Origin of the sequence: Streptomyces sp. WP-1, from assembly GCF_030450125.1 — a bacterium.
In the GTDB taxonomy this organism is placed as follows: domain Bacteria; phylum Actinomycetota; class Actinomycetes; order Streptomycetales; family Streptomycetaceae; genus Streptomyces; species Streptomyces incarnatus.
Genome location: NZ_CP123923.1, coordinates 4648761 through 4674617, shown reverse-complemented (window position 1 = coordinate 4674617; position 25857 = coordinate 4648761). Strand labels below are relative to the sequence as shown.

26 protein-coding genes are annotated in these 25857 nt (G+C 72.1%); 10 read left to right on the top strand and 16 right to left on the bottom strand.

Annotation, left to right across the window (positions count from 1 at the left end):
• Nucleotides 1-26: 26 nt before the first annotated feature.
• The 3 genes from QHG49_RS20530 to rsmI all read right to left on the bottom strand — a co-directional run bounded on the left by QHG49_RS20530 (nt 27) and on the right by rsmI (nt 2556).
• Nucleotides 27-983, bottom strand: coding sequence for a TatD family hydrolase (locus QHG49_RS20530; protein ID WP_301490621.1), 957 nt, complete (start codon nt 981-983; stop codon nt 27-29).
• Nucleotides 984-1042: 59 nt separating this feature from the next.
• Nucleotides 1043-1447, bottom strand: coding sequence for a hypothetical protein (locus tag QHG49_RS20525; protein ID WP_301490620.1), 405 nt, complete (start codon nt 1445-1447; stop codon nt 1043-1045).
• Between the two features lie 260 nt (nt 1448-1707).
• Nucleotides 1708-2556, bottom strand: coding sequence for a 16S rRNA (cytidine(1402)-2'-O)-methyltransferase (rsmI, locus tag QHG49_RS20520; protein WP_301490619.1), 849 nt, complete (start codon nt 2554-2556; stop codon nt 1708-1710).
• Between the two features lie 105 nt (nt 2557-2661).
• Between rsmI and QHG49_RS20515 the strand changes: the two genes are divergently transcribed.
• The 3 genes from QHG49_RS20515 to QHG49_RS20505 all read left to right on the top strand — a co-directional run bounded on the left by QHG49_RS20515 (nt 2662) and on the right by QHG49_RS20505 (nt 6434).
• A complete protein-coding gene (locus QHG49_RS20515; RefSeq protein ID WP_301490618.1) occupies nt 2662-4410 on the top strand; it encodes a dolichyl-phosphate-mannose--protein mannosyltransferase in 1749 nt (582 codons plus the stop codon).
• A gap of 26 nt (nt 4411-4436) precedes the next feature.
• Entirely contained in the window at nt 4437-4619 is a 183-nt protein-coding gene (locus tag QHG49_RS20510; protein ID WP_301490617.1) for a hypothetical protein, read from the top strand.
• Between the two features lie 150 nt (nt 4620-4769).
• Entirely contained in the window at nt 4770-6434 is a 1665-nt protein-coding gene (locus QHG49_RS20505) for a penicillin-binding transpeptidase domain-containing protein (protein WP_159702187.1), read from the top strand.
• 21 nt (nt 6435-6455) lie between these two features.
• Here QHG49_RS20505 and QHG49_RS20500 read toward each other — a convergent pair whose 3' ends face one another.
• Nucleotides 6456-6794, bottom strand: a complete 339-nt coding sequence (locus QHG49_RS20500) for an SsgA family sporulation/cell division regulator (RefSeq protein WP_145490756.1) — start codon at nt 6792-6794, stop codon at nt 6456-6458.
• Between the two features lie 161 nt (nt 6795-6955).
• On the opposite strand from QHG49_RS20500, the gene QHG49_RS20495 reads away from it, so the two are divergent.
• The 4 genes from QHG49_RS20495 (at nt 6956) to QHG49_RS20480 (ending at nt 10862) form a co-directional block, all read left to right on the top strand.
• A complete protein-coding gene (locus QHG49_RS20495; RefSeq protein WP_159702190.1) occupies nt 6956-8002 on the top strand; it encodes an energy-coupling factor ABC transporter permease in 1047 nt (348 codons plus the stop codon).
• A 1-nt stretch (nt 8003) separates the two neighbouring features.
• Nucleotides 8004-8765, top strand: a complete 762-nt coding sequence (gene cbiQ, locus QHG49_RS20490; RefSeq protein ID WP_159702193.1) for a cobalt ECF transporter T component CbiQ — start codon at nt 8004-8006, stop codon at nt 8763-8765.
• 7 nt (nt 8766-8772) lie between these two features.
• The gene (locus QHG49_RS20485) at nt 8773-9600 is read left to right on the top strand and encodes an energy-coupling factor ABC transporter ATP-binding protein (RefSeq protein ID WP_159702196.1); all 828 of its coding nucleotides are present in this window, start codon (nt 8773-8775) and stop codon (nt 9598-9600) included.
• A gap of 74 nt (nt 9601-9674) precedes the next feature.
• The gene (locus QHG49_RS20480) at nt 9675-10862 is read left to right on the top strand and encodes a serine hydrolase domain-containing protein (RefSeq protein WP_145490747.1); all 1188 of its coding nucleotides are present in this window, start codon (nt 9675-9677) and stop codon (nt 10860-10862) included.
• Between the two features lie 18 nt (nt 10863-10880).
• Here the strand turns inward: QHG49_RS20480 and QHG49_RS20475 are convergent, their stop codons facing one another.
• Entirely contained in the window at nt 10881-11156 is a 276-nt protein-coding gene (locus QHG49_RS20475; protein ID WP_145490874.1) for a DUF1876 domain-containing protein, read from the bottom strand.
• 112 nt (nt 11157-11268) lie between these two features.
• Entirely contained in the window at nt 11269-12168 is a 900-nt protein-coding gene (locus QHG49_RS20470; RefSeq protein ID WP_301490616.1) for an NAD(P)-dependent oxidoreductase, read from the bottom strand.
• A gap of 76 nt (nt 12169-12244) precedes the next feature.
• On the opposite strand from QHG49_RS20470, the gene QHG49_RS20465 reads away from it, so the two are divergent.
• The gene (locus QHG49_RS20465) at nt 12245-12721 is read left to right on the top strand and encodes a hypothetical protein (RefSeq protein ID WP_301490615.1); all 477 of its coding nucleotides are present in this window, start codon (nt 12245-12247) and stop codon (nt 12719-12721) included.
• 9 nt (nt 12722-12730) lie between these two features.
• On the opposite strand, the gene QHG49_RS20460 is transcribed toward QHG49_RS20465, so the two are convergent.
• The 6 genes from QHG49_RS20460 to QHG49_RS20435 form a co-directional block, all read right to left on the bottom strand.
• Nucleotides 12731-13243: a YbaK/EbsC family protein gene (locus tag QHG49_RS20460; RefSeq protein WP_301490614.1), complete on the bottom strand. Its 513-nt coding sequence runs from the start codon at nt 13241-13243 to the stop codon at nt 12731-12733.
• Between the two features lie 40 nt (nt 13244-13283).
• Entirely contained in the window at nt 13284-13475 is a 192-nt protein-coding gene (locus tag QHG49_RS20455) for a DUF397 domain-containing protein (protein WP_136100871.1), read from the bottom strand.
• A 4-nt stretch (nt 13476-13479) separates the two neighbouring features.
• Nucleotides 13480-13671 carry a DUF397 domain-containing protein gene (locus QHG49_RS20450; RefSeq protein ID WP_159702211.1) on the bottom strand — a complete coding sequence of 64 codons (192 nt, stop codon included), beginning with the start codon at nt 13669-13671 and terminating at the stop codon, nt 13480-13482.
• On the bottom strand, nt 13668-14513 hold the full coding sequence (locus tag QHG49_RS20445) for a helix-turn-helix transcriptional regulator (protein ID WP_301490613.1): 846 nt from the start codon (nt 14511-14513) through the stop codon (nt 13668-13670). The genes QHG49_RS20450 and QHG49_RS20445 overlap by 4 nt, the downstream gene beginning before the upstream one ends.
• Before the next feature lie 149 nt (nt 14514-14662).
• The gene (locus tag QHG49_RS20440) at nt 14663-16873 is read right to left on the bottom strand and encodes an MMPL family transporter (RefSeq protein WP_301490611.1); all 2211 of its coding nucleotides are present in this window, start codon (nt 16871-16873) and stop codon (nt 14663-14665) included.
• Nucleotides 16874-16984: 111 nt separating this feature from the next.
• Nucleotides 16985-17578: a TetR/AcrR family transcriptional regulator gene (locus QHG49_RS20435; RefSeq protein WP_145490730.1), complete on the bottom strand. Its 594-nt coding sequence runs from the start codon at nt 17576-17578 to the stop codon at nt 16985-16987.
• A 221-nt stretch (nt 17579-17799) separates the two neighbouring features.
• Here QHG49_RS20435 and QHG49_RS20430 point away from each other — a divergent pair, with 221 nt between their 5' ends.
• A complete protein-coding gene (locus QHG49_RS20430; protein ID WP_301492864.1) occupies nt 17800-21087 on the top strand; it encodes a S41 family peptidase in 3288 nt (1095 codons plus the stop codon).
• A gap of 155 nt (nt 21088-21242) precedes the next feature.
• Here QHG49_RS20430 and QHG49_RS20425 read toward each other — a convergent pair whose 3' ends face one another.
• The 4 genes from QHG49_RS20425 to QHG49_RS20410 all read right to left on the bottom strand — a co-directional run bounded on the left by QHG49_RS20425 (nt 21243) and on the right by QHG49_RS20410 (nt 25004).
• Nucleotides 21243-21497: a hypothetical protein gene (locus QHG49_RS20425; RefSeq protein WP_301490610.1), complete on the bottom strand. Its 255-nt coding sequence runs from the start codon at nt 21495-21497 to the stop codon at nt 21243-21245.
• Nucleotides 21498-21592: 95 nt separating this feature from the next.
• Nucleotides 21593-22477 (bottom strand): SDR family oxidoreductase, encoded by an 885-nt coding sequence (locus QHG49_RS20420; RefSeq protein WP_145490723.1) that lies wholly within the window; start codon nt 22475-22477, stop codon nt 21593-21595.
• The gene (locus QHG49_RS20415; RefSeq protein ID WP_159702217.1) at nt 22474-23424 is read right to left on the bottom strand and encodes an alpha/beta fold hydrolase; all 951 of its coding nucleotides are present in this window, start codon (nt 23422-23424) and stop codon (nt 22474-22476) included. Before QHG49_RS20415 ends, QHG49_RS20420 begins: the two co-directional genes overlap by 4 nt.
• The gene (locus tag QHG49_RS20410) at nt 23421-25004 is read right to left on the bottom strand and encodes an NAD(P)/FAD-dependent oxidoreductase (RefSeq protein ID WP_301490609.1); all 1584 of its coding nucleotides are present in this window, start codon (nt 25002-25004) and stop codon (nt 23421-23423) included. The genes QHG49_RS20415 and QHG49_RS20410 overlap by 4 nt, the downstream gene beginning before the upstream one ends.
• 146 nt (nt 25005-25150) lie before the next feature.
• Here QHG49_RS20410 and QHG49_RS20405 point away from each other — a divergent pair, with 146 nt between their 5' ends.
• A complete protein-coding gene (locus tag QHG49_RS20405) occupies nt 25151-25831 on the top strand; it encodes a MerR family transcriptional regulator (protein WP_159702223.1) in 681 nt (226 codons plus the stop codon).
• The last annotated feature ends 26 nt before the right edge of the window (nt 25832-25857 follow it).

Here is a 25857-nt window from a genome sequence, read left to right as displayed (position 1 = left end):
GGCTGCGAAACGTGACGAAAGAGTGACTACGCGGGGTAGTCGAAGGCGCGGGCCGTGTTCGCGTTCAGGGCCGTCGCCAGCGCGTCTTCGTCGATCCCGCGCACGGCGGCCATGGCGCGCACGGTGACCGGAACGAGGTACGGCGCGTTGGGCCGTCCGCGGTACGGCGCCGGGGTGAGGAAGGGCGCGTCGGTCTCCACGAGGACCAGTTCCAGCGGGGCGACGGCGAGGGCGTCGCGCAGATTCTGGGCGTTCTTGAAGGTGACGTTGCCCGCGAAGGACATGAAATAGCCCTCGCGGGCGCAGATCCGCGCCATCTCGGCGTCGCCGGAGTAGCAGTGGAAGACGGTGCGCTCGGGGGCGCCCTCCTCCTTGAGCACGCGCAGCACGTCGGCGTGGGCCTCGCGGTCGTGGATGACGAGCGCCTTGCCGTACCGCTTGGCGATCTCGATGTGCGCGCGGAAGGACCGCTCCTGGGCGTCCTTGCCCTCGGGGCCCGTGCGGAAGTGGTCGAGGCCGGTCTCGCCGACGCCCTTGACGTGGGGCAGCGCGGCGAGCCGGTCGATCTCGGCGAGCGCCTCGTCCAGCGCGGCCTGCCCGCCCGGCTCCCTGGCCTCCTTGCGGGACCATCCCGCCCGTCGCCCACCACCACCCTTGTCCGAGTCGCTGCGCGACGCCCCTTCCATCGGGTCGCCGTGGACGATCCGCGGCGCCTCGTTCGGGTGCAGGGCGACGGCCGCGTGCACGTTCTCGTACGTCCGCGCGGTCTCGGCCGCCCACCGGGAGCCGTCGAGGTCGCAGCCGACCTGGACGATCCTGGTGACGCCGACCGACGCGGCCTTCGCCAGGCCCTCCTCGACGGTGCCGGACTGCATGTCGAGGTGGGTGTGGGAATCGGCGACGGGCACCCGCAGGGGTGCGGGCAGCGGCGGCGCCGCGTTCTTGTCGCCCGGGGAGCCGTTCTGGCCGGCGTTCGAAGGCATGTCCCGATCCTACGAAAGGGACACGGACCCGGGCTCCGGCGCCCGGGGCCGGGCGGCGGTCAGCTCGCCTTGCGCTGGAAGGGGTGCAGCAGGTCCGACAGGTGCCAGTGGTGCTGCGTCGCGGCCGCGGCGCCCGGCACCGGCGGCACCTCCACCGGACCGGCGAGCGGCGCACCGCGCCGGCCCGCGTTCGCGTCCCGGACCGACGACACCTGTCCGGCGCGCATGATCCGCAGCACGTGGCCGTCGCAGTTCTGGCAGCTGGGGCTGCGCAGCGGCGACGGCACGACCTGCCCGTCGGCCACGTACCGCACGTACTGCTGCCCGTCGGCGTCCGCGTGGTGCTCTATCTCGTACGACTGCTCCCAGCCGTGCCCGCAGCGCATGCAGGCGAATGAATACGACTCGTGAACAACGGCTGTGGCCGTACCGCGGAGGCCGGTCTGCCCTGCGATCTCACTCATGCCAGCTCCTCGTTTCCGCTGGACGAGCACCCCTGAGCGGGGTCCCTTCGACCAGTGGACGCCTTCGCCGACGCGAATGCAGCAGGGCTGTCGAGTGTTGGAGCCGATTTGAGTCTTCCTTGCCGAAAAGCCCCCGCGGACCGCCTGTGCGCTTTGCCAACGGCGACAGCCTTTTGCCGCCCATTGGCCGAGTCGCTCATCCGAGAAGATCCCTGCTCAGAGGGCAGTTTTTACTCAAGCCCCCCGCCTGAGCAGACCCCTCACTGATCGGCTCGCTTCGCGGCGACAACGGCGTCGAACACGACCCTCTTGGGCAACCCCGCCTCCACCGCCACCGCCGCGATCGCCTCCTTGCGCCGCTCCCCGGCCTCCTCGCGCACCCGCACCCGGCGCACCAGTTCCGCCGCGTCCAGCTCCTCCGGGCCGGTCTCGGGCGCGCCCTCGACCACGACCGTGATCTCGCCGCGCACCCCCTGCGCGGCCCAGTCCGCCAGCTCGGCCAGCGGACCCCGGCGCACCTCCTCGTACGTCTTCGTCAGCTCCCGGCAGACCGCGGCCCGCCGCTCGGCGCCGAAGACCTCGGCCATCGCGGCGAGGGTGTCGTCGAGGCGGTGCGGGGCCTCGAAGTAGACCAGCGTGCGCCGCTCGCCCGCGACCTCGCGCAGCCGGGAGAGCCGTTCGCCCGCCTTGCGCGGCAGGAAGCCCTCGAAGCAGAACCGGTCCACGGGCAGCCCGGACAGGGCGAGCGCGGTGAGCACGGCGGACGGGCCGGGCACGGCGGTGACCCGGATGTCCTTCTCGACGGCCGCCGCGACCAGCCGGTACCCGGGGTCGGACACCGACGGCATGCCCGCGTCCGTGACGAGCAGCACCCGCGCCCCGCCGGTCAGCTCCTCGACCAGCTCGGGCGTGCGCGCCGACTCGTTGCCCTCGAAGTACGACAGCACCCGGCCGCCCGGTGTGACGCCGAGCGCCTGGGTGAGCCGGCGCAGCCGCCGGGTGTCCTCGGCGGCGATGACGTCCGCGGTCTCCAGCTCCTTCACCAGCCGGGGCGGCGCGTCCGCGATGTCGCCGATGGGGGTACCTGCGAGGACAAGGGTTCCAGTCACGCCCCCATCCTCGCAGGGGTCCGCGAGCCGGAGGAAAACGACCGCTTCGCGGCCCGCGCCGCGCATGCACGGGACTCGCACAGCACCGTTCCCTACGATGGCGCGGTGACCAGTACCGCGTCCTCCATGGATCTGAGGCAGGGCCAGGCGCCGCACGACCGGCGGCCGCCGTGGCAGCAGCGGCTGCGCCGGTTCGGGTACGCGCCGGCGAAGGACACGCCCGAGGGCGATGTCCGGGACCGGCTGGTGCCGCCGTACACGCAGCCCGGTCCCCGGCTGTGGCGGGCGCTCGGCGCCCCGCCCGTCCTGGCCGACCGGATCACCCGCTGGTCGGGCTGGGCGGGGCCGCTGCTGGTGACGCTGGTCGCGGGCCTGCTGCGGTTCTGGAACCTGGGCAGCCCGCGGGCGGTGATATTCGACGAGACGTACTACGCCAAGGACGCGTGGGCGCTGGTCCACCGCGGCTTCGAGGTCAACTGGGACAAGAACGCCAACGACCTGGTCCTCCAGACGCACGGGCATCTCGCGATCCCGGCGGACGCGGCGTACGTGGTGCATCCGCCGGTCGGGAAGTACGTGATCGGGCTCGGCGAGCTGATGTTCGGGTTCAACCCGTTCGGCTGGCGGTTCATGACCGCGCTGCTGGGCACGCTGAGCGTGCTGATGATCTGCCGGATCGGGCGCCGGATGTTCCGCTCGACGTTCCTGGGCTGCCTGGCGGGCGCGCTGCTCGCGGTGGACGGGCTGCACTTCGTGATGAGCCGCACCTCGCTGCTCGACGGCGTGCTGATGTTCTTCGTGGTGGCCGCGTTCGGCTGTCTGCTCATCGACCGGGACCGGTCACGGGCGAGACTGGCCGCCGCCCTGCCCGTCGGACCGGACGGCCTGGTCCGCCCGGACGCGGCGGTCGCGGACTCCGTCCGGCTCGGCCTGCGCCCCTGGCGCTGGGCGGCCGGGCTGATGCTGGGCCTGGCCATCGGCACCAAGTGGAACGGCCTGTACATCCTGATGGCGTTCTGTGTGATGGCGGTGCTGTGGGACGTGGGCGCCCGCAGGGTGGCCGGCGCCCGCCGTCCGCGCCTGGCGGTCCTGAAGCACGACCTCGGCATCACCTTCCTGGCGACGGTCCCGGTCTCCGTCGCCGTCTACCTGCTGTCCTGGCTGGGCTGGATCCTCTCCCCCACGGACGGCACCGGCGGCTACTTCCGCAACTGGGCGCTCACCGACGGCCGGGGCGGAACCTGGTCCTTCCTGCCGGACTGGCTGCGCAGCCTGTGGCACTACGAGCACGAGGTGTACGAGTTCCATCTGCACCTGGACTCCCCGCACACCTACCAGTCCAACCCGTGGAGCTGGCTGGTGCTGGGCCGCCCGGTGTCGTACTTCTACGAGTCCCCCTCCCCCGGCACCGGCGGCTGCCCGGCGGACGCGGGCCAGAAGTGCGCCCGCGAGGTGCTGGCCCTCGGCACCCCGCTGCTGTGGTGGGCGGCCTGCTTCGCGATCGTGTACGTCCTGTGGCGCTGGGCGTTCCGCCGCGACTGGCGGGCCGGCGCCATCGCCTGCGCGATCGCGGCGGGCTATCTGCCGTGGTTCCTGTACCAGGAGCGGACGATCTTCTTCTTCTACGCGGTCGTCTTCGTGCCGTTCCTGTGCCTGGCGGTGGCCATGATGATCGGCGCGATCATCGGCCCACCGGGCTCCGGCGACACCCGCCGCGTGATCGGCGCCACCTCGGCGGGCGTCCTGGTCCTGCTGATCGCCTGGAACTTCATCTACTTCTGGCCCCTGTTCACCGGCACGGCGATCCCGATCGACAGCTGGCGGGCGCGGATGTGGCTGGACACCTGGGTGTAGCTGGGCAGGGTCGGCGCGTCGGGCTGGTGGAGCCGTTGGACGGCACGCCGGTGTGGGAGGTGCCCAGGGCCCGGGTGGCGCGGGTCGGGCGGCGGGCCCGGTTCCGGCTGGTGGCCCGTTTCCGGGTGCACTACGCCGACGGTTCCTGGTTCGCCTTCCGCACCATGCGCCGCCGGAACATCGAACGGTTCCGCTCGCTGCTCGGCTGAACTGCCCTCCGCGCGGGTCCGATTGTCGCAACCGCGCTACGAAATGACCGGGGACGTCACCCGCCCCGCTCAGGACTTTAGGGTGAGTGCCGTCGTTGGGGAGTCGAGGGGCCGCGGGGGACCCTGGGCAAGGGTGGAGGAACAGAGGCTGTGGGGAAGAGAAGACGGGCCGCCGGACGGCGCACGGCCCCGCCCGGCGTGATAGGCGGAGTCGTCGCCCTGGTCGCCTGCGGCGCCGGACTCACCGCCTACGCGCTGTACGACGGCGGTTCGGCGGCCGGCGAGACGAGCGCCACCGCGCACCACCGGCAGGTGAAGACCGGCCCCCTCAGCGCGGCCGAGGTGCACACCGCGGCCACCGCCTTCCTCACCTCCTGGCAGCACGGCCGGGTCGCCGACGCGGCGGCCGCGACCGACGACGCCCCGGCCGCCACCGCCCTGCTCACCGGCTACGGCGAGGACGCCCACCTCATGGGCGTCACGCTCACCCCGGGCACCGCCACGGGCGCCGAGGTGCCCTTCTCCGTCAAGGCGACGCTGGCGTACAAGGGCGTCTCCAGGCCGCTGGCGTACGGCAGTTCGCTCACCGTCGTACGGCGGGCGAGCGACGGCAAGCCCCTGGTCGGCTGGCACGCCTCCGTCGTACAGCCGGATCTGCGCGACGGTGACACGCTCGTCACCGGCCATGCCGGCACCCCGCCCGTCAAGGCCCTGGACCGCGACGGCGGGGAGCTGACGGCCGCCAAGTACCCCTCCCTCGCCACCGTGCTGGACGGGCTGCGGGAGAAGTACGGCAAGAAGGCGGGCGGCACGGCGGGCGTGGAGCTGCGCGTGGTGCGCGGCAAGGCGTCGCAGAAGGCGAAGCTGTCCGACAAGACGCTGGTGACCCTGAGCCAGGGCACCCCGGGCACGGTGAGGACCACCCTGAGTCCGGCCCTCCAGGCGGAGGCCGAGGCGCAGGTCGGCAAGCGGGCGCACGCCTCCGTGGTCGTCCTGCGGCCGTCCACCGGCGAGATCCTCGCGGTCGCCAACAGCGAGCACGGCTTCAACGTCGGCTTCCAGGGCTCGCTGGCGCCCGGCTCCACGATGAAGATCGTGACCTCGACCATGCTGTTCGAGAAGAAGCTGATCACCCCGGACGCCTCGCACCCCTGCCCCAAGACGTACAAGCTCGCGGGCTGGACGTTCCACAACGACGACGACTCCGAGATCAAGAAGGGCACCTTCAAGACCGCCTTCGGCGCCTCCTGCAACAACGCCTTCATCGACTTCGCGCCCAAGCTGTCGAACAGCGATCTGACCGAGGAGGCCCAGCAGGTCTACGGCCTCGGCCTGGACGACTGGGCCATCGGCGTGCCCTCCTTCGACGGCTCCGTCCCGGTGCAGAGCGGCGCGCAGATGGGCGCCTCGCTGATCGGGCAGGGCGGGGTGCGCATGAACCCGCTGAACATGGCCTCCGTCGCGGCCACCGTGCAGTCGGGCCGCTTCCGCCAGCCCTACCTGGTCTCCCCCGAGGTGGACCACCGCACCCTGGCGACGGCCGCGCGCACCATGTCCGCCAGGACGCGGTCCCAGCTCAAGGAGGTCATGAAGTTCACGGCCGACTACGGCACCGCCGCCAAGGCGATGGCCGGCCTCGGCCCGGACTACGGAGCGAAGACCGGATCGGCCGAGGTCGACGGGCAGAAGAAGCCGAACGGCTGGTTCACCGCCTACCGGGGCGACCTGGTGGCCGCGGGCGTGGTGCAGGCCGGCGGGCACGGCGGCGACACGGCGGGCCCGATCGTGGCGGACCTGCTCAGGAAGGGCGGCTGACGGAGCGGCCGACCGGACCGGTCAGCTGTGCACGGGCACGGCCGTGTAGGTCCGGCGCAGGAAGCGGATCAGCGCCTTGGAGTCGAACTGGAGCACATCGACCCCGTGGTCGGAGTGGAACTCCACGACCGCCTGGACCCGGCCGCACGGCCACACCCGTACGGAGCCGCTCTCGGCCGGCGCCCGCAGCCCGCGCTCCAGCAGGGACCGGGAGAAGGTCCACTCATGGGCGCCGGGCAGATCGATCCGGACCGAGCGCGGATCGCCCTCGGGGTCGTACCGCAGCCGGACCGGGACGGCGCCCGGGTCCTCGTCATCCGTGACGACATGGGCGCGCGCGTACTGCTCGATCACAGACATGGGAACGCCCTTTCACACTGAGTGACCCCTATGAAAGCCACTTCATCCGCTTTCAACCGTTTCCCCTCCAATGTCGCACATTTCACCCGGACCGCTCCCGGAGCGGGAGGCGAGTACCCAGTACTTGCAAAGGGTTCGCAACAGGCGTCTAAAATCGAACGGTGCATGTACCTGACGGATTCATCGACGCCCCCACCTCCGCCGTCACCGGAGTGGTCGCCGCCGGCGCCCTCGCGGTGAGCCTGCGCGGTGCCCGACGGGAACTGGACGAGAAGACCGCGCCGCTGGCCGGTCTCGTGGCCGCGTTCATCTTCGCCGTGCAGATGCTGAACTTCCCGGTCGCGGCCGGCACCAGCGGCCATCTGCTGGGCGGGGCGCTGGCCGCGATACTCGTCGGTCCCTACACCGGTGTGCTCTGTGTGTCCGTGGTGCTGCTGATGCAGGGCGTGCTGTTCGCGGACGGCGGCCTGACCGCGCTCGGCGTCAACATCACGGACATGGCGCTGGTCACCACCGTGGTGTCGTACGCCGTCTTCCGGGGCCTGCTCGCCGTGCTGCCCCGGGGGCGCCGCTCGGTGACCGTGGCCTCCTTCGTCGCCGCGCTCGTCTCGGTGCCGGCCGCGGCCTGCGCCTTCACCCTGATCTACGCGGCCGGCGGCACCACCGACGTCTCGATCGGCAAGGTCGCCACCGCGATGATCGGCGTCCATGTGCTGATCGGTGTCGGCGAGGCGGTCATCACCGCGCTGACGGTCGGCGCCGTGATCGCCGTGCGCCCGGACCTGGTGCACGGCGCGCGCGGGCTGCGGCAGCGGCTCCGGCTGCGGGTGGACGGCGAGCTGGTGGACGCGCCCGCCTCGCCCGTCACCCCCGCGACGGCGCCCGCCTCGCGGCGCAAGGTGTGGGTGACCGGCCTCGTCGCCTCCCTCGTCCTCGCCGGCTTCGTCAGTTTCTACGCCTCCGCGAACCCCGACGGCCTGGAGAAGGTCGCGCACGACAAGGGGATCGACACCAAGGCGAAGGAGCACGCCTCGGCCGGTTCCCCGCTGGCCGACTACGGCGTCAAGGACGTCTCCGACGCGCGCCTGTCCGGCGGGCTCGCGGGCGTGATCGGGGTCGGGGTCACGGTCGTCGCGGGCAGCGCGGTGTTCTGGGCGGTGCGCAGGCGCCGCGACACGGACGTCTCGCCCGTCGGCCACGGCCTCTGACATGGGTGCGGGCCACGCCCATCGCCTCTACCGGCACGCGGACTCGCCCGTGCACACGCTCCCGCCGCACACCAAGCTCGCGGCCGCCTTCCTCTTCGTGCTGGTCGTGGTCTCGACCCCGCGCGAGGCGGTGTGGGCGTTCGCGGTGTACGCCGTACTGCTCGCGGCCGTGGCGCGCGGCGCCCGGGTGCCCGCCGGGTTCCTGCTGCGGCGGCTGCTGATCGAGGTGCCCTTCGTGGCGTTCGCGGTGCTGATGCCGTTCGTCGCGGAGGGCGCGCGGGTGCACGTCCTCGGCCTCTCGCTGAGCGTCGACGGGCTGTGGGGCGCCTGGAACGTGCTCGCCAAGGGCACCCTCGGCGTCGCCGCCTCCGTGCTCCTCGCGGCCACCACCGAACTGCGCCAACTCCTGCTGGGGCTCGAACGGCTGAAGCTGCCGCCGCTGCTGGTGCAGATCGCCTCCTTCATGATCCGCTACGGCGACGTCATCACCGACGAGATGCGCCGGATGCGGATCGCCCGCGCCTCCCGGGGCTTCGAGGCACGGGGCGTACGGCACTGGGGGGTGCTCGCCAAGTCCGCCGGCGCGCTGTTCATCCGCTCCTACGAGCGCGGGGAGCGCGTGCATCTGGCCATGGTGAGCCGGGGGTACGCCGGTTCGATGCCGGTCATCGACGACGTGACCGCGTCCCCGGCGCAGTGGCGCCGCGCCCTCGCGCTCCCCTGCTCGGCCCTCGTCGTCTGCCTGTTGGGATGGACCCTGTGAATCCGGGATGGACCCTGTGAGTACGACCAGTACGACCGGTACGACCACCGCCTCGCTGGAGGTCTCCGGTCTCGCCTTCGCCTACCCCGACGGCCATCAGGCCCTGTTCGGCGTCGACTTCACCATCGGGCGCGGCGAACGGGTCGCGTTGCTCGGCCCCAACGGCGCCGGCAAGACCACCCTGGTGCTGCACCTCAACGGCATCCTCGGCGGCGGCGCCGGAGCGGTCACCGTGGCCGGACTGCCCGTCGGCAAGCGGCACATGGCGGCGATCCGGCAGAAGGTCGGCATCGTCTTCCAGGACCCGGACGACCAGTTGTTCATGCCGACGGTGCGCGAGGACGTGGCGTTCGGCCCGGCGGCGGCCGGGATCAAGGGCGCCGCCCTGGAGGAGCGCGTACGGGGCGCCCTGGACCGGGTCGGCATGGGGGACTTCGCGGACCGGCCGCCGCACCACCTCTCCTTCGGGCAGCGGCGACGCGTCGCGGTGGCCACCGTGCTGGCGATGGAGCCGGAGATCCTGGTCCTGGACGAGCCGTCCTCCAACCTCGATCCGGCGTCCCGCCGCGAGCTGGCCGACATCCTGCGCTCGCTGGACGTCACGGTCCTGATGGTCACGCACGACCTGCCGTACGCCCTGGAGCTGTGCCCGCGCTCGCTGATCCTCAGCGACGGCGTGATCGCGGCCGACGGACCGACGGCGGACCTGCTGGGCGACGAGGAGCTGATGCGGGCGCACCGCCTGGAACTGCCGTTCGGCTTCGACCCGCGCGCGGCAGGCCCCCGGGTGGCACAGCAAACGCGGGTGACAAAGGCATCAAAAACGGACGCCTGATCCCGCCGAGGAATCGCAGGCCCACGCCCGCTGTTGCACCCACTGTCGCAGGCGAGCGGAAGGGAACGCGGGACATGGAGGGCGGGGACGTGATCGTGAACGGCACGGTGGCCGAGGGCTTCGAGCCGGTCAGGGAGGCGTTCGCAGCGAACTTCGCCCTGCTCGGGGAGCGCGGCGCGGCGGTCGCCGTGTACCGCGACGGACGGCGGGTGGTCGACCTGTGGGCGGGCACCAGGGACGTGGCCGGTACGGCTCCCTGGGAGTCCGGCACCGCCCAGATCGTGCGCTCGGCCACCAAGGGCGTCGTCGCCGCCGGGCTTCTGCTGCTGCACCAGCGCGGGGAGCTGGACCTGGACGCGCCGGTCGGCACGTACTGGCCCGAGTACAAGGCGGCGGGCAAGGAGCGCACCCTCGTACGCCATCTGCTCGCGCACCGCGCGGGCGTGCCCGTCCTGGACCGTCCGCTGACCCCGGCCGAGGCCGCCGACCCGGACCTCGGCGCGGCGGCCGTCGCGGCCCAGGCCCCGGTGTGGGAGCCGGGCGCGGACCACGGGTACCACGCGCAGACGTACAGCTGGCTCACCGGGGAACTGGTCCGGCGGGTCACCGGGCGCCCGGTGGGCGAGTGGCTGGCCGAGGAGATCGCCGGGCCGGTGGGCGCCGACCTGTGGCTCGGGCTGCCCGAGGCCGAGCAGGGCCGGGTCGGGCGCGTGGGGGACATCGAGGCGCCGCAGTCGGCGGGCGCGCTGAAGCTGCGCCCCAAGCGCGCGGTGTCCGCGGCCTACGCCGACCCGGACTCGCTCACCCGCCGCGCCTTCGGCGCGATCACCCCGCTCCCGGACGAGAACGACCCCGCCTACCGCGCCGCCGCCCTGCCCGCCTCCAACGGCATCGCGACGGCCGACGGACTGGCCCGCGTCTACGCGTCGCTGATCGGCGAAGTGGACGGCGGGGTACGGCTGTTCACGCCCGGGACGATGGAGCTGGCCCGCGCGGAGCAGTCGGCGGGCCCCGACCGGGTCCTCGTGGTCGGCACCCGCTTCGGCCTCGGGCCCATGCTGCACGGCAGCGCGTCCCCGCTCCTGTCCCCCGGCTCCTTCGGGCACCCGGGCCGCGGTGGCGCCCTCGGGTTCGCCGACCCGGAGTCGGGCATCGCGTTCGGCTATGTCACCAACGGCTTCCGCAAGAGCGTGACGGCGGACCCGAGGGCGCAGGCGCTGGTACGGGCGCTGAAGGTGGCGCTGGGGGCGCTGGGAGCGTGAACCGGCCGGGCCCGGGGCTCAGACGTGGATCGGGTGCGAGGTACGCCCCGAGTCCGCGTCGATCTCCATGTGCGCCTTGTTCAGCAGTTCCATGGCGATCTGGTTGAGGGCGCGGGCGCCGGCGATCTCCTCGCCGACCCTGGGCTGGTCGTTGTCGATGTGATGGCGGCTGGCGTGTCCGTGCCCCCGGACCTCGCTGCCGTCGGGCAACCGGACCAGGGCCGCCGCGCGCGTGTGCTGACCGTCCTCCTCGAACTCCAGCTCGACATGCCACCCGACAGCGGTGTGCATCATGGTCTGCGTCTGCTGCATGGTCTGCGTCATGTCGGCCACCTCCGGGCAACGCACGTTCCGGCTGTCTCCAGGGTGCTACCGGCCGCGGCGCGCGTCATCTCGGCGGCCGGGCTCAGTCCCCGTCCTTCTCCTCGAACTCCTCGAAGCTGGCGAAGTACGCGGCGGCCATGTCCTCCTCGCCGTGTCCCCGGGCGGCCGCGCGGGCGAGCCGTTCGGCGGTGGCCTCGGCCACGTCGAGGCGTACGCCGTTCCCCTTGCCCGCGGCCACGATGAGCCGGGCGTCCTTCTCGGCGGTGGTCACCGCGAACGACGCCGGGGTCAGCTTGCCCTCCAGCAGCACCTGGGACTTGGCCCGCAGGTACCCCATGTCGAGCGGGCCGCCGCCGATCAGCTCGAAGAACTTCTGCGGGTCGACGCCGAGGCCCTTGGCGAGGGCCAGCGTCTCGCCGGTGGCCGCGGTGACGGCGAGCACCCAGCTGTTGGCGACCAGCTTCAGCCTGCTGGCGCTGCCCTCGGCCCCGTCCTCGCCGGTCCACAGGGTCTTGGCGCCGACCGCGTCGAACACCGGCGTGACCGCCGCGCGCCCCTCCTCGGGCCCGGCCGCGAGCACGGTGAGCTTCCCGGCCTCGGCGGGCTCCTTGGTGCCGAGCACGGGGGCGTCGTAGAAGAGCAGCCCGTGCGCGTCGGCGAAGGCCGCCAGGTCGCCGGTCAGCTCGGACCCGGCGGTGGTGGACTGCGCCCAGGCGGCCCCGCGGCGCAGGGCGGGCGCGGCCTCCCGCATGACCTCCAGGACGGTGTTGCCGTCGTAGAGCATCGTCAGGACGACATCGGCGCCCTCGACGGCTTCGGCGGGGGTGCCGGTGACCCGGGCGCCGTCGGCGGCCAGCGGCTCGGCCTTGTCCCGGGTGCGGTTCCAGACGCGCACCTCAAGCCCCGCCCGGCACAGATTGCGGGCCATGGCGGCGCCCATGATGCCGGTACCCAGGACGCTGACGATCGGCTTGTCGCTCATTGACGCTCCCTGTAGTCATATCGTGTGGTTCCCAGCTTCCCGTACCACGGGAGGCTCCGCAGGAATCGGAGAACGGATGCGACGGCGCGGACGGGTGTGGCTCCTCGGATGTGCCCTGACACCGGCGCTCCTGCTCACCGCCTGCACATCGAACGCCGACCCCGCGCCCGTGGCGACACACCGGGGTGGCGGCGACGCCCAGGCCGAGAAGAAGCTCACCGATCAGGCGCAGTCCGCGCTCGACGCCGTCACCGATCAGGGCAGCTCCATGGTCGAGTCGGGCGTGGAGCGGGTCTCGGACGGGGTGCACACGCGCCCCGGCCTGGCCCACGGCGCGGCCTACAAGCTGACCGTGGTGTGCGCCGGGGAGGGGGCCGCGGAGATCGTCGTGGCACCGTCCGGCGCGGGCGGGCGGAGGGCGGTTCCCTGCGACGGGTCCGTGGTCTTCGAGCGTTTGACGGCCGAAGGCGCGCTCAAGGTCGATGTGCGGGGGACGCCCGGTGCGGCGGGCATGATCGCCTGGCGGATCGACAAGGTCGGTTCGCAGCCCTGACCGGAGGTGTCATGAAGTCTGCTCGCGCACATCCACGAGCGTGGCCTGTGCGTGGGTGACGAGTTCCTTCGGTTCGATCGGGAAGACGGCGTACGGCGTGCCCGCGGCGGCCCACACCACGTCGTGCGCGAGCAGTGAGCGGTCGGCGAGCACCCGGGTGCTGGTGCGGTGTCCGAAGGGCGGCACGCCCCCGATGGCGTAGCCGGTGACCTCCCGCACCGCCTGCGCGTCGGCCCGCCCCACCTTCTCGACCCCCAGCTCTTCCCGGACCCGGTCCACGTCCACCCGGGACGCCCCGTCCATGAGCACGAGCACCGGCACCCCGTCGGCGGCGAACACCAACGACTTGCAGATCTGGCTGAGTTCACATCCCACGGCCGCGGCGGCCTCCACGGCGGTCCGGGTCCCCTCGGGAAACCTCCGGGCCCGCCCGAGCACCTCCTCCAGGCCCAGCTCCTTCAACGCTTGCGCGAAACGCGGGTGCGCTCCCGATCCGTCGGCGTCGGTGGCGGCTGTCGTCATAGGGGGCACGCTAGCGCCGACCGTGATGCGGAGCGACCGATCACGCCTTCGCGACAGCACACTTCAGAAAATCCGACCAGGCAGCCGGGGTAACGGTCAGATGCACGGTGTGGGGGGTCTTCGAGTCGCGGACGTGCACCATGGCGGGGGTGACAGCCACCTCGACGCAGTCGCCGGGCTCGCCACTGCTGCTGTAGCTGCTCTTGAACCAGTGCAGCTCCGCGGTGCTCATGGTCCTAGCGATGCCCACCGACCTGGGCGACGAAATCCACCCAGGCGGAGGGGGCGACGGTCAGGTGCGCGGTGTGGGGGGTCTTCGAGTCACGGACGTGGACCGTGGCGGGAGTGGCGGCCACCTCGACGCATTCGCCGGGCTCGTTGCTGCTGCTGTAGCTGCTCTTGAACCAGTGGAGTTCCGGCGTGCTCATAGTCTCCCCAGCGCGTGCTCGATGAAGGCCCTTGACTCCCTTGGTGGGAGCGCCTGCGTGCGGATCATCCCATAGCGCAGCTCAAGGATCCGAAGGTCCCGGGGGCTTTCGACCGGGCGTCCGTTGAAGGCTCCGTCGGACCGGCCGATCGCGGTGCCGTCGGCGAATTTCAGCACCTCCAGCGGGCCGTGCATCCCGGCGTGGTCCTCCCGTTCGGTAGGCATGACCTGGATCGAGACGTTGCGCAACTGGCTGATCTCCAGCAGGTGTTCAAGCTGATGACGCAGCACCATTTTCCCACCGATCGGGCGCTCCAGCGTGACCTGTTCCTGGATGAAGCTGAGCGACGGAACCGGTTCCCGGCCGAAGACCGACTGGCGTCCCGTGCGCCCGGCGACCTCCCGCTCGATGACGTCCCGCGCGAGTGGAGGCTGCCGTACCTCGTAGAGCGCGGTCATGTACTCGGCCGTCTGCAACAGCCCATGGATGTTGTGGTTGCTGTACAGCAGCATCTCCACGGCCCGGTCCTCCAGCTCCTTCAGCTGGCGTACCTTCTTCGGGTACCGGGCCCGTCTCATGTCCTCCATGAAGGCCCGGAGATGGCCGTTCGCGTGCAGGACATGGTCGGCCTTGTCCAGGAACTCCGGGCGTGGGATGCGCTGGCCGCGCTCGATCTTCCGGATCAGGTCCTCGCCGTACCCGAGCACTTCCGCCAGCTCACCGGGGCGCAGCCCCGCCGCCTCCCGGCACACCCTCAGCAGCCGCCCCACCGCCTGCACCACCGGTTCGATCTCGTCACCGGGCTCGACGTCCCAACCGGCCTCGTCCACACCGTCGTTCACGTGCCACCTCCCGTCGTCGCCGTACCCGTACAACGCACGCGACAGCCAGGACAGCACGGGACAGACCCCGGACAAGAAAGAAGCCGGTGAGGGTGCAGCCCCGTCCCCACGGGCACCCTCACCGGCCGTTCACAGGCGGCAGCCGTACGTCAGGCGCGTACCAGCTCCCGCTCGTCCTCCTTGCCGTCGGCGGCCAGGGTGCGCAGGCCCTCGCCCTCGACGTCCACGTTGGGCAGGATCCGGTCCAGCCACTTCGGCAGCCACCAGGCGCGCTTGCCCAGCAGGGCGAGGACAGCCGGGACGATCGCCATGCGGACGACGAACGCGTCGAAGAAGACGGCGATGGCGAGGCCGAAGCCGATCATCTTGACCATGGACTCGCTGGAGCCGATGAAGCCGGAGAAGACGGCGATCATGATGACAGCGGCGGCGGTGACGACGCGGGCGCCGTGCCGGAAGCCGGTCACCACGGCCTGGGTCGGCTTCTCGCCGTGGACGTACGCCTCCCGCATCCGGGTGACGAGGAAGACCTCGTAGTCCATCGCGAGCCCGAACACCACGCCCACCATGAAGATCGGCATCATCGACATGACCGGGCCGGTCTGCTGGACGTTCATCAGGCCGGACAGCCAGCCCCACTGGAAGACCGCGACGACCGCGCCGAGCGCCGCGAGCACGCTGAGCAGGAAGCCCAGGGCCGCCTTCAGCGGGACGAGGACCGAGCGGAAGACCACGATCAGGAGGAGGAAGGCGAGGCCGACCACCAGGGCGAGGTAGGGCAGCAGCGCGTCGTTCAGGCGCTGGGAGACGTCGATGTTCATCGCCGTCGAGCCGGTCACCAGGAGCTTGGCGTCCGTCTTCGCGGTGATGTCCGCGCCCTTGCCGCGGATCGCGTGCACCAGGTCCTCGGTGGACTTCGAGGACGGCTTGGACTTGGGGACGACCGTGATGATCGCCGTGTCGGCCGCCTTGTTGGGCGTGGCCGGGGTGACCGCGACGACGTCCTTGAGGCCCTTGATCTCCTTGCCGACCTCGCTGAAGGCCGTCTTGGGGTGGGCGCTGCCCTTGGCGTCGACGACGACCATCAGGGGACCGTTGAAGCCGGCGCCGAAGCCCTCGGACAGCAGGTCGTAGGCGCGGCGCTGGGTGGTGGAGGTGGGCTGGGAGCCGTCGTCGGGCAGGCCCAGTTCGAGGGAGGAGACCGGGACGGCCGCCGCGCCGAGGCCGATCACGCCGAGGAGGAGGACCGCGACGGGGCGTCGTACGACGAAACTCGCCCAGCGGGTGCCCATGTTGGGGCGGCCCGGCTTCTTCGCCGGACGGCCGCCGCCGAGCAGCCTGCTCTTCTCACCGGCCGGCTTGACCTTGCGGCCGGCGTAGCCGAGCAGCGCGGGGATCATCGTGAGCGCGATCAGTACGGCGATGGCGACCGTGCCCGCCGCCGCGACGCCCATCTTGGTCAGCATCGGGATGTTGACGACGGACAGGCCGACCAGGGCGATGACGACGGTCAGACCGGCGAAGACCACCGCGGAGCCCGCCGTGCCGACGGCGCGGCCCGCCGCCTCCTCGCGTTCGCGGCCCTCGGCGAGTTCGGCGCGGTAGCGGGAGACGATGAACAGGGCGTAGTCGATGCCGACCGCGAGGCCGATCATCATCGCCAGCGTGGAGGTGGTGGAGCCCAGATCGAGGGCGGAGGCCAGCGCGGTGATGGAGGAGACGCCGATGCCCACGCCGATGAGCGCGGTCAGCAGCGGCAGCCCGGCCGCGAGCAGGGAGCCGAAGGTGATGACGAGGACGACGGCGGCGATGCCGATGCCGATCAGCTCACCGGCGCCCTCCTCGGGCATCGCGGTGAGCGCGTCGCCGCCGATCTCGACGGTCAGCCCGGAGGCCCGCGCCTGCTGTGCGGCGTCCTTCAGCGCGTCGCGCGAGGAGTCCTTCAGCTCCATGCCGGAGACCTTGTACTTCACCGAGGCGTAGGCGATGGAGCCGTCCCGGCTGACGGCGTGCCCGGTGTAGGGGTCGGCGACCGAGGCGACCTCGGAGCCGTGGCCCAGCTCGCGCACGGTCTTGTCGACGGCGGCCTTGTTGACCTTGTCGGTCATCTTCTCGCCGGCCGGCGCCTTGAAGACGACCCGGGCGGTGGCGCCGTCGGCGCTCATCCCGGGGAAGCGCTGCTCCAGCAGGTCGAAGGCCTTCTGGGCCTCGGTACCGGGGATCGAGAAGGAGGAGTTGCCGGCGGTCGGCGCGGAGGCGGCGCCCACCCCGGCGAGGGTGAGCAGCGCGACCCATATCAGGGCGACGAAATGCCGTCGCCGGAAGGCGAGCCGGCCGATTCGGTACAGGAATGTGGCCACGGGGGCGGACTCCCGGTCAGGTCGTGGGGTTCATCAGGGCAGGGGTGATCAGCCCGACGACGTGAGCGGTGACGTCAGACGGTGGGCTTGATGGGGAGTGTGCGAGGAGGGTCAGGCGCCGAGGGCGGGGAGGACCACGGCGTCGATGTACGAGGTGAGGAAGTCCTGGGTGGGCGGCTGGTCCTCCAGGAGGGTCCTGGTGGCGAAGCCGCCGACCATCATGTGCACCATGAAGTCGATCGCCGGGCAGTCCGGGCGGACCTCGCCCCGGTCGATGGCCCGCTGGAGCATCTGCCGGCCGCTGACGATCTCCGCCTCGACGATCTGCGCCCGGAACGTCTCGCGCAGATCCTCGTGGCGGTGCATCGCCATGGCGATGCCCCGCATCAGGGCGGAGTTCTGCTGCATGGTGCAGTCGTCCTCCCTCGCCACGAGGGCGTGCAGGTCGCCGCGGAGGGAACCGGTGTCGATGTCCCCGAGGTGGCCGCGCTTGTTGTGCCGCAGCGCCTTGACCACCAGCTCGGCCTTGCCGCCCCACTGGCGGTAGAGCGTGGCCTTGCTGGACCGGGTGCGGGTGGCGACGGCGTCCATGGTCAGGGCGTCGTAGCCGACCTCCCGGAGCAGGTCGAGCACGGCCTCGTACAGCTCGGCCTCGCGCTCGGGGGTGATGCGGCTTCGACGTGCAGCCGCGACGGCCTCGGTCATGTCGCTCACCCTTCCGCGCCGGGACTTCTTTCCGGGACCTGTTTCCAGGACTTCTTTCCGGAACTTCCTTGTGTACGTCCATCTTCGTACGTCCATGAAGATACCCCCACCCCGAAGCGAAACGAAACCGTTTCGTACGTGGGCTCCGTCACGAACGTGAGGAACGGATAAGAAGGGCATATAAGTTGCCCGCCCCCAGCGGGCGGAAAAGCATGGGGAGGGTGAGCTATCTGCGCTTCCCCCACCTCAGCGGCGACCTGCTGTGCTTCGTGGCCGAGGACGACCTGTGGCTGGCCCCCCTGGACGCCCCCGGCCGCGCCTGGCGGCTCACCGCGGACCGCACCAAGACCGGGCACCCGCGCTTCTCCCCCGACGGCGGCCGGATCGCGTACACGAGCTGGCGCAGTCTGGTCCCCGAGATCCATCTGGTGGACGTCACCGGCGGACCCGCGCGCCAGCTGACGTACTGGGGCAGCACCGACACCCAGGTGTGCGGCTGGTCCCCGGACGGCGACATCCTGGCGGTGGCCTCGCACGGGCAGCCGTTCTCCTACTTCACCTGGGCCTACAAGGTGACCCCCGACGGCGATCCGGGCGGCCGGCTGCCCTGGGGCCCGGTCACCGAGATCCAGGTCGCCGACCTCGACGGCGAGCGCAGGACACTGCTGCTCACCGGCACCCCGCCGCACGAACCCGCCTCCTGGAAGCGCTACCGGGGCGGCGCCATGGGCCGGCTGTGGCTGCACGGCGAGCGCCTGCTGCCCGACCTCGGCGGCCATCTGGCCAGCCCCATGTACGTCGCCGGGCGGATCGCCTTCCTCTCCGACCACGAGGGCGTCGGCAACCTCTACTCCTGCGCCTACGACGGCACCGACCTGCGCCGCCACACCGACCACGACGCCTTCTACGCCCGGCACGCCGCCAGTGACGGCACCCGGGTGGTCTACCAGTGCGCGGGCGACCTGTGGCTCGTCGACGACTTCTCGCCGCGCGGCACCCCGCGCAGGCTCGACGTCCGCCTCGCCGGGCCCGCCGCGGGCCGGCGCCGCTACCAGGTGCCCGCCGCGCAGAACGTCGACGGCATCTCCGTGGACGAGACCGGCCGGGCCAGCGCGGTCGTGGTGCGCGGCAGCCTGTACTGGCTCACCCACCGCGACGGCCCCGCCCGCACCATCGCGGACACCCCCGGGGTGCGGGTCCGGCTGCCGGAGATGCTGGGCTCCATGGGGCAGGTGGCCTATGTGACCGACGCCGAGGGCGAGGACGCGGTGGAGATCGCCCAGCTGCCCCGCGCCACCGGCGACCGCCCGCCCCGCAGGCTCGCCCAAGGCGCCCTCGGCCGCGTCCTGGAGATGGTCCCCGACCCGGACGGCGAGCGCCTGGCCGTCGCCTCCCACGACGGCAGGCTGCTGCTGATCGACGTGCCCGAGGAGCCCGGCGCCGGGGTCCCCGAGGCGCCGGGCACCGGCGTCGGCGAGCAGACCGAGGAGGGCGCGGTCACCGAGCTGATCCGCTCCGTCAACGGCCCCGTGCGCGACCTCGCCTTCTCCCCCGACGGCAGCTGGCTCACCTGGTCCCACCCCGGCATCGGCCGCTCCCTGCGCCAGATCAAGCTGGCCCGCATCAAGGACCGGCTGATCGTGGACGTCACCGACGGCCGCTTCGAGGACGAGACCCCCGTCTTCACCCGCGACGGCCGCTACCTCGCCTTCCTGTCCTGGCGCGGCTTCGACCCGGTGTACGACGTCCACACCGGCGATCTGTCCTTCCCGCTCGGCAGCCGCCCCTACCTGGTCCCGCTGTCCTCGGCGACCCCCTCGCCGTTCGCCCTGAACCCCGAGGGGCGCCCGGCGGCGGGCGGGCTCGACCCGCTGGAGGACGAGGAGACCGGGGAGGCGGGCACGGTGACGGTCGAGGTGGAGGGCCTGGCGAGCCGGGTCACCCCGTTCCCGGTGATCGCCTCCAAGTACTCCTCGCTGCACCCGGTCGCGGGCGGCGGCCTGGTCTGGCTGCGCTGGCCGATCTCCGGCGCGCTCGGCGAGACCTTCGCCAACCCCGCCGACACCAGCGGCCGCCCCACGCTGGAGTACTTCAACATCGCCAAGGGGAAGAAGTCCGAACTCGTCGGCCACCTCGACTGGTTCGCGGTGAGCGGCGACGGCACCCGGCTGGTCGTGGTGGACGAGGGCGAGCCGCGGGCGGTGCCCGCCACCGAGACGGGCGACTCCGACAGCACCGTCTGGATCGACCTGCGCCGCATCCTGCACGAGGTGGACCCGCCCGCCGAGTGGCGCCAGGCGTACGACGAGGCGGGCCGGATCATCCGCGCCTACTTCTGGGACCCGGGCATGAGCGGCATCGACTGGGACGCGGTGCTCGACCAGTACCGCCCGCTCGTCGAACGGGTCGCCTCCCCCGACGAGTTCGCGGATCTGCTGCGCGAGGTCCTCGGCGAACTCGGCACCTCCCACGCCTATGTCACCGCCGCCCGCCGCAACGAGGGCCCGCCGCACTACCAGCGCTGGCAGGGCCTGCTCGGCGCCAACCTGGTGCACCGCGAGGACGGCTGGACGGTACGGCGGATCCTGCCCGGCGACTCCTCCGACTCCAAGGCCCGCTCCCCGCTGGCCGGCACGGGCATCCGCGAGGGCGCGGTCCTCACCCATGTCGACGGCCGCCCGGTCGACCCCGTCAGGGGCCCCTTCCCGCTGCTGGCCGGCGCGGGCGGTACGACGGTGGAGCTGACCTTCACCCCCGCCGAGGGAGCGGGAAGGCCCCGCCGGGTCGCCGTCGTCCCGCTGATCGACGACCGGCCGCTGCGCTACCAGGACTGGGTGGCCAAACGCCGGGACGTGGTGCGGGAGTTGAGCGGCGGCAAGTGCGGCTATCTGCACATCCCCGACATGGGCGGCTCGGGCTGGGCCCAGTTCAACCGCGATCTGCGCATGGAGGTGTCCCGGCCCGCGCTGATCGTGGACGTGCGCGGCAACGCGGGCGGCCACATCAGCGAGCTGGTCATCGAGAAGCTGACCCGGACGATCCTGGGCTGGGACCTGACGCGCGACGCCCAGCCGGTGTCGTACACCTCGAACGCCCCCCGGGGGCCGGTGGTGGCGCTGGCCGACGAGGCGACGTCCTCCGACGGCGACATGATCACGGCCGCGTTCAAACTCCTCGGCCTCGGACCGGTGGTGGGGCAGCGCACCTGGGGCGGGGTCGTCGGCATGACCGGCCGCCACCGCCTCGGCGACGGCACCGTCATCACCGTGCCCATGAACGCGGCCTGGTTCGACGCCTACGGCTGGTCCATCGAGAACCGCGGCGTCACCCCGGACCTGGAGATCCTGCGCACCCCCCTGGACTGGGCCGAGGGCCGCCACGCCCAGATGGACGACGCGATCCAACTCGCCCTGAAACTCCTCGAATCCGACCCGGCCGCCGTCCCCCCGGACTACTCCGACGCCCCGAACCGCTCCCGCCCGAAACTGCCACCGAGGGCAACTTCCTGAGAAGGGCCGCGTACCGAAGGGGCGCGGGGAACCGCGCGACAAGCCCCGACGCGCCCGCACCCGACCACCCGGCGGAGCCGCCCCGACAACCGAACGCGGGGCACCCCTCGAAGCGAAGGGCGCCCCGCATACCCGGCCAGGGCCGAGCGCCGCGGCTACGCGTCGTAGTCGTGGTCCATCCGGTCCTGCATCTCCGTGTCGTCGATGTCCTGACGACCGCGGTTGGGCTGCTGGCCCTGCTGGGGGCGCTCGCCGCGCTGGGGCTGGCCGGGCTGGCCGCCACGCTGGGGCTGGCCGGGCTGGCCGGGCTGGCCGGGCTGGCCGGCGCGCTCACGCGCCTGGTCCATCTTGCCCTTGCCCTTCTGCTGCCACTGGCCCTGGTCCTGGCGCTGCTGGTCCTTCATACCCATGTGGGTTCACTCCTGTGGTGAGTGAGAGTGGGGAAGTCGGCCCCTCAGCGGGGCCACGACCAGATTCACACGGCCCCTCACGCCCCGCATGTGGATCAGTCACGTACCGTGACCCGTGCCGCCTCGTCCGCCTCCCCGCCCGCGCCGACCAGCCCGGACCGCATCCCCTCCAGGCGCGGCCCGAACCGCTTCATCTCCCGTTGCCCCACCGACCCGATGAGCCCCGGGAGATACCCGCGCACGCTCTGCATGCCCCGCAGCCACCACTGCGCGTACACATGCGAGGACCGCCGCTCGATCCCCGCGACGATCCGGTCCACCGCGGGCCCCAGCGGATACGTCTTGTTCGACGGCCACGGCAGCCGCTGCCGCAACTCCCGCATGACGTCGTCCTGATCGGCCCCGCGCACCATGTCGGTGTCGGTCCACGAGAGATACCCGACGCCGACCCGCACCCCCTGGTAGCCGACCTCGGCCCGCAGGCTGTGCGCGTACGCCTCCACACCGGACTTGGAGGCGCAGTACGCGGTCATCATCGGCGCCGGGGTGATCGCCGCGAGGGAGGCGATCTGGAGCAGATAGCCCCGGCTCTCCACCAGCACCGGCAGGAACGCGCGGGCGGTCACCGCCGAGCCGATGAGGTTGACCTCGATCACCCGGCGCCAGGCGTCCGGGTCGGAGTCGATGAACGGACCGCCCGTCGCCACACCGGCGTTGGCGACCACGATGTCGACCTTCCCGAACCGCGCCTTCACCTCCCGCGCCACCCGGGCCATCGCCTCGTGGTCGGTGACATCGGCGTACCAGTGGGCGCTCTCGCTGTGCAGCCGCCCGGAGACCTCCTTCAGGGCCTCCTCCTCCAGGCCGACCAGCGCCACCTTCGCACCGCGCGCGGAGAGCTTGCGGGCGAGCAACTCGCCGACGCCGCGCGCCGCTCCGGTGACGACCGCGACCTGTCCCTCCAGATCGACCCTGCTCATGCGCCCTCCTTGATCCGCTGGGGAGCGGGTTCGCCGGCCCCCGTGACATACGTGCTGACGAGTTCCCGGATCCGGCCCGTGACCCGCTCGGGCTCCTCGACCGGGGTCATGTGGCCGGCGCCGGGCAGCTCGGTGAGCCCGACGCAGCGCGGGAGTTCGGCGACCAGGGCGTGCGCGTGCACCGGCGGCACGAGGCGGTCGGCCGTGCCGTGCAGGACCGCGGTGGGCAGGTCCAGCCGCCGTACGCCGTGGTCGAGATCGAGCGAGGCGAGCACCTGGGACCAGGCGTGCCGGGCCCCGGTCGGGCAGCCGTGCACGATCCGCGCGCACGCCTCCACCATCTCCGGTGTCGAACGGGCGCCCATCGTGCCGTACTTGAGGATCCGCCTGGCGAGCGGGGTGACCGGTCCGAGCGGGGCGCGCGAGCCGAGGATCCCCGCGCTGAGCCGGGTGCGCAGCGGCCCCTCGCGCAGCGGCAGCACCCGGGCCTCCGCGACCAGCCGCGCACTGCCGGTGCTGGCCAGCAGGACGGCCGCCGCGTGGGCGCGGAAGCGGGGCCGCCCGGCCGCCGCCATGACCGTCATGCCGCCCATGGAGTGCCCGACGACCAGGGCCTGTTCGCCGTCCGCGAGTGTCGCGGCGAGCACCGCCTCCAGGTCGTCCGCGAGCGCGCGGGTGGTGCACACGGGGCTCGCGGCGCTGCGTCCGTGGCCCCGCTGGTCGTACACGATCACCCGGTGGTCCCCGGCCAGTTCCCGGATCTGCGCCGCCCAGAAGGCGGTCGAGCAGGTCCAGCCGTGGGAGAGGACGACGGCGGGCGCGCCCTCGGGCCCGTGCACCTCGGCGTACAGCCGCGCGCCGTCGGTGGAGGGGACGGTGAGTTCCCGGGCGGGGGCGGGCGGGGCGTAGGCGCCGGAGGTCATGTGGGTGAGGCGGGGACGGCTCATGCGGCGACCTCGTCGCTCTTCGAGGTCTTCGAAGCCTGCGCGTCCGGGCTGGACTTGGCGTTCTTCGCGCCCTCGGGGGACTTCGCGCCCTCGGGGGCCTCGCGCGGCTCGGGCGCCCGGATCACCTCGTACTCCCCGAGGTCCACCTGCCGGGTCGCGCGCCGGAACTCGGTCGTCGTACCGGGCCACACGGTGGTGTTGCGGCCGCTGGCGTCGAGGTACCAGCTGGTGCAGCCACCGGTGTTCCACACGGTCCGCTTCATCCGCTCCTGGACCTTGTGGTTCCAGGCCGCGACGGCGCCGGGCCGGGCGTCGAGGGCGGCACGGCCGCCGAGGACGTCGAGCTGGCGCAGATAGTCGGCCATGTAGTTCAGCTGGGACTCGATCATGAGGATCATCGAGGAGTTGCCGAGGCCGGTGTTGGGCCCGATGACCGTCATGAAGTTCGGGAACCCGGTGGCGGTGGCGCCGCGCAGCGCCTGCATGCCGCTCTTCCACGACTCGGCGAGGGTGATGCCCTCCGCGCCGACCACGCGTTCGGCGATCGGCATGTCCGTGACGTGGAAGCCGGTGCCGAAGACGATCGCGTCGACCTCGGCCTCGGTGCCGTCGGCGGCGACCAGGGTGGAGCCCCGCACCTCGCTGAGCCCGCTGGCGACGACGTCCACGTTGGGCCGGGCCAGCGCCGGATAGTAGGCGTTGGAGAGCAGGATCCGCTTGCAGCCGATGCGGTAGTCGGGGGTGAGCCGGGCGCGCAGGGCCGGGTCCTTGATCGCGCGGGCGATGTTGCGCTTGGCGAGCTGCTCGACCAGGCCGAGTTCGTCGGGGTGCTTGGTGAACGCCTGCACCTGGAGTTCCCGGATGCCCCACAGCAGGCCGCGGCGCAGCTGGGTGGTCAGCGGCAGGGAGCGGTGCAGCCAGCGCTCGGCGGGGCTGATCGCGCGGTCCACCCGGGGCATCACCCAGGGCGGGGTGCGCTGGAAGAGGGTGAGCCGGCCGACCTGCGACTGGATGGCGGGCACGATCTGGATGGCGGAGGCGCCGGTGCCGACCATGGCCACGCGCTTGCCGCGCAGGTCGTAGTCGTGGTCCCAGCGGGCGGAGTGGAACACCTTGCCGGGGAAGGACTCAAGGCCCGGGATGTCGGGCACCTTGGGGTCGGACAGCGGTCCGGTGGCGGAGACGACGACATCGGCGGTCAGCGATCCGCGCGTGGTCTCGATGTGCCAGCGCAGGTTCTCCCGGTCCCAGCTGAGCAGCCTGACCTCGGCGCCGAAGCGGATCTGCGGGCGCAGTCCGAAGACATCGGTGACGTGCTCCAGGTAGGCGCGGATGTGCCGCTGCCCGGAGAAGGTGCGCGGCCACTCGGGGTTGGGCGCGAAGGAGAAGGAGTACAGGTGGGAGGGCACGTCGCAGGCGCACCCGGGGTAGCTGTTGTCCCGCCAGGTGCCGCCGACGTCCTCGGCCCGTTCCAGTACGACGAAGTCGGTGATCCCCTCGCGGCGCAGCCGCACGGCGGCGCCCAGCCCGCCGAAGCCGGACCCGATCACCGCCACCCTCACATGCTCGTGCTCGGCCATCCCGGAGCCTCCACGCCTCGCCTTGAAATGCCGCCCGTCAATGCTGCCAGTGAACACTGGCACGATGGGACTGTAGAGCAGCTCCGTACCGAGCGGTAGGGGGCGCGGGAAGGAAAGTTACCGGCGGTACACCATAGGCTTCGGGCGTGGCAGCAGACACCGAACACCCGCAGGCGGCCCGTCGGGGCCCGCGCGAGTACCGCACCGAGGAGCTGGCGCGGCTGGCCGGCATCACCGTGCGCACCCTGCGCTTCTACCGCGAACGCAAGCTGCTGCCGCCACCCCGCCGCGAGGGCCGTATCGCCTGGTACGACGACCACCACCTGGCCCGGCTGCGCACCATCGGCGCCCTGCTGGAGCGCGGCCACACCCTGTCCGGCATCGCGGAGCTGGCCGAGGCCCTGGACCAGGGCCGGGACGTCGCCGATCTGCTCGGCGTCGGCACCCCCACCGAGGAGGAGCCGGTCCGCCTCACCCCGGAGGAACTGGCCGCCCGCTTCGAGGGCGAGGTCACCCCGGACAACCTGGCCGCCGCCATGGAGCTGGGCTATCTGGGCACCGACGGCGACAAGATCGTGCACATCAGCCGGCGCCTGCTGGACGTCTCCTCCGCCCTGGTCCGCGAGGGCATCCCGCTCGCCGAGGTCCTCACGGCCGGCGCCCGCGTCCGCGAACACGCCGAGGCCCTGGCCACCCTCTTCTCCGACCTGATCCTGCGCCACGCCCCGGAGGAAGACCTGCACCGCCTGCGCCCGCTGGCGCGCAGCGTGGTGGAGGCGGAGCTGTCCCTGGCGATGGACAGACAGCTGAACAAGACCGACGGCTGAAGAAAGGGACCGCCGAATAAAGGGGA

What these genes read in the sequence shown, in the direction of transcription:
- QHG49_RS20530 (WP_301490621.1), bottom strand. Translation starts at nt 983, where the DNA reads ATGCCTTCGAACGCCGGCCAGAACGGCTCCCCGGGCGACAAGAACGCG.
- QHG49_RS20525 (WP_301490620.1), bottom strand. Translation starts at nt 1,447, where the DNA reads ATGAGTGAGATCGCAGGGCAGACCGGCCTCCGCGGTACGGCCACAGCC.
- QHG49_RS20500 (WP_145490756.1), bottom strand. Translation starts at nt 6,794, where the DNA reads ATGTCTGTGATCGAGCAGTACGCGCGCGCCCATGTCGTCACGGATGAC.
- cbiQ (WP_159702193.1), top strand. Translation starts at nt 8,004, where the DNA reads ATGGGTGCGGGCCACGCCCATCGCCTCTACCGGCACGCGGACTCGCCC.
- QHG49_RS20485 (WP_159702196.1), top strand. Translation starts at nt 8,773, where the DNA reads ATGGACCCTGTGAGTACGACCAGTACGACCGGTACGACCACCGCCTCG.
- QHG49_RS20480 (WP_145490747.1), top strand. Translation starts at nt 9,675, where the DNA reads ATGGAGGGCGGGGACGTGATCGTGAACGGCACGGTGGCCGAGGGCTTC.
- QHG49_RS20475 (WP_145490874.1), bottom strand. Translation starts at nt 11,156, where the DNA reads ATGATGCACACCGCTGTCGGGTGGCATGTCGAGCTGGAGTTCGAGGAG.
- QHG49_RS20470 (WP_301490616.1), bottom strand. Translation starts at nt 12,168, where the DNA reads ATGAGCGACAAGCCGATCGTCAGCGTCCTGGGTACCGGCATCATGGGC.
- QHG49_RS20465 (WP_301490615.1), top strand. Translation starts at nt 12,245, where the DNA reads ATGCGACGGCGCGGACGGGTGTGGCTCCTCGGATGTGCCCTGACACCG.
- QHG49_RS20460 (WP_301490614.1), bottom strand. Translation starts at nt 13,243, where the DNA reads ATGACGACAGCCGCCACCGACGCCGACGGATCGGGAGCGCACCCGCGT.
- QHG49_RS20455 (WP_136100871.1), bottom strand. Translation starts at nt 13,475, where the DNA reads ATGAGCACCGCGGAGCTGCACTGGTTCAAGAGCAGCTACAGCAGCAGT.
- QHG49_RS20450 (WP_159702211.1), bottom strand. Translation starts at nt 13,671, where the DNA reads ATGAGCACGCCGGAACTCCACTGGTTCAAGAGCAGCTACAGCAGCAGC.
- QHG49_RS20435 (WP_145490730.1), bottom strand. Translation starts at nt 17,578, where the DNA reads ATGACCGAGGCCGTCGCGGCTGCACGTCGAAGCCGCATCACCCCCGAG.
- QHG49_RS20425 (WP_301490610.1), bottom strand. Translation starts at nt 21,497, where the DNA reads ATGGGTATGAAGGACCAGCAGCGCCAGGACCAGGGCCAGTGGCAGCAG.
- QHG49_RS20420 (WP_145490723.1), bottom strand. Translation starts at nt 22,477, where the DNA reads ATGAGCAGGGTCGATCTGGAGGGACAGGTCGCGGTCGTCACCGGAGCG.
- QHG49_RS20415 (WP_159702217.1), bottom strand. Translation starts at nt 23,424, where the DNA reads ATGAGCCGTCCCCGCCTCACCCACATGACCTCCGGCGCCTACGCCCCG.
- QHG49_RS20410 (WP_301490609.1), bottom strand. Translation starts at nt 25,004, where the DNA reads ATGGCCGAGCACGAGCATGTGAGGGTGGCGGTGATCGGGTCCGGCTTC.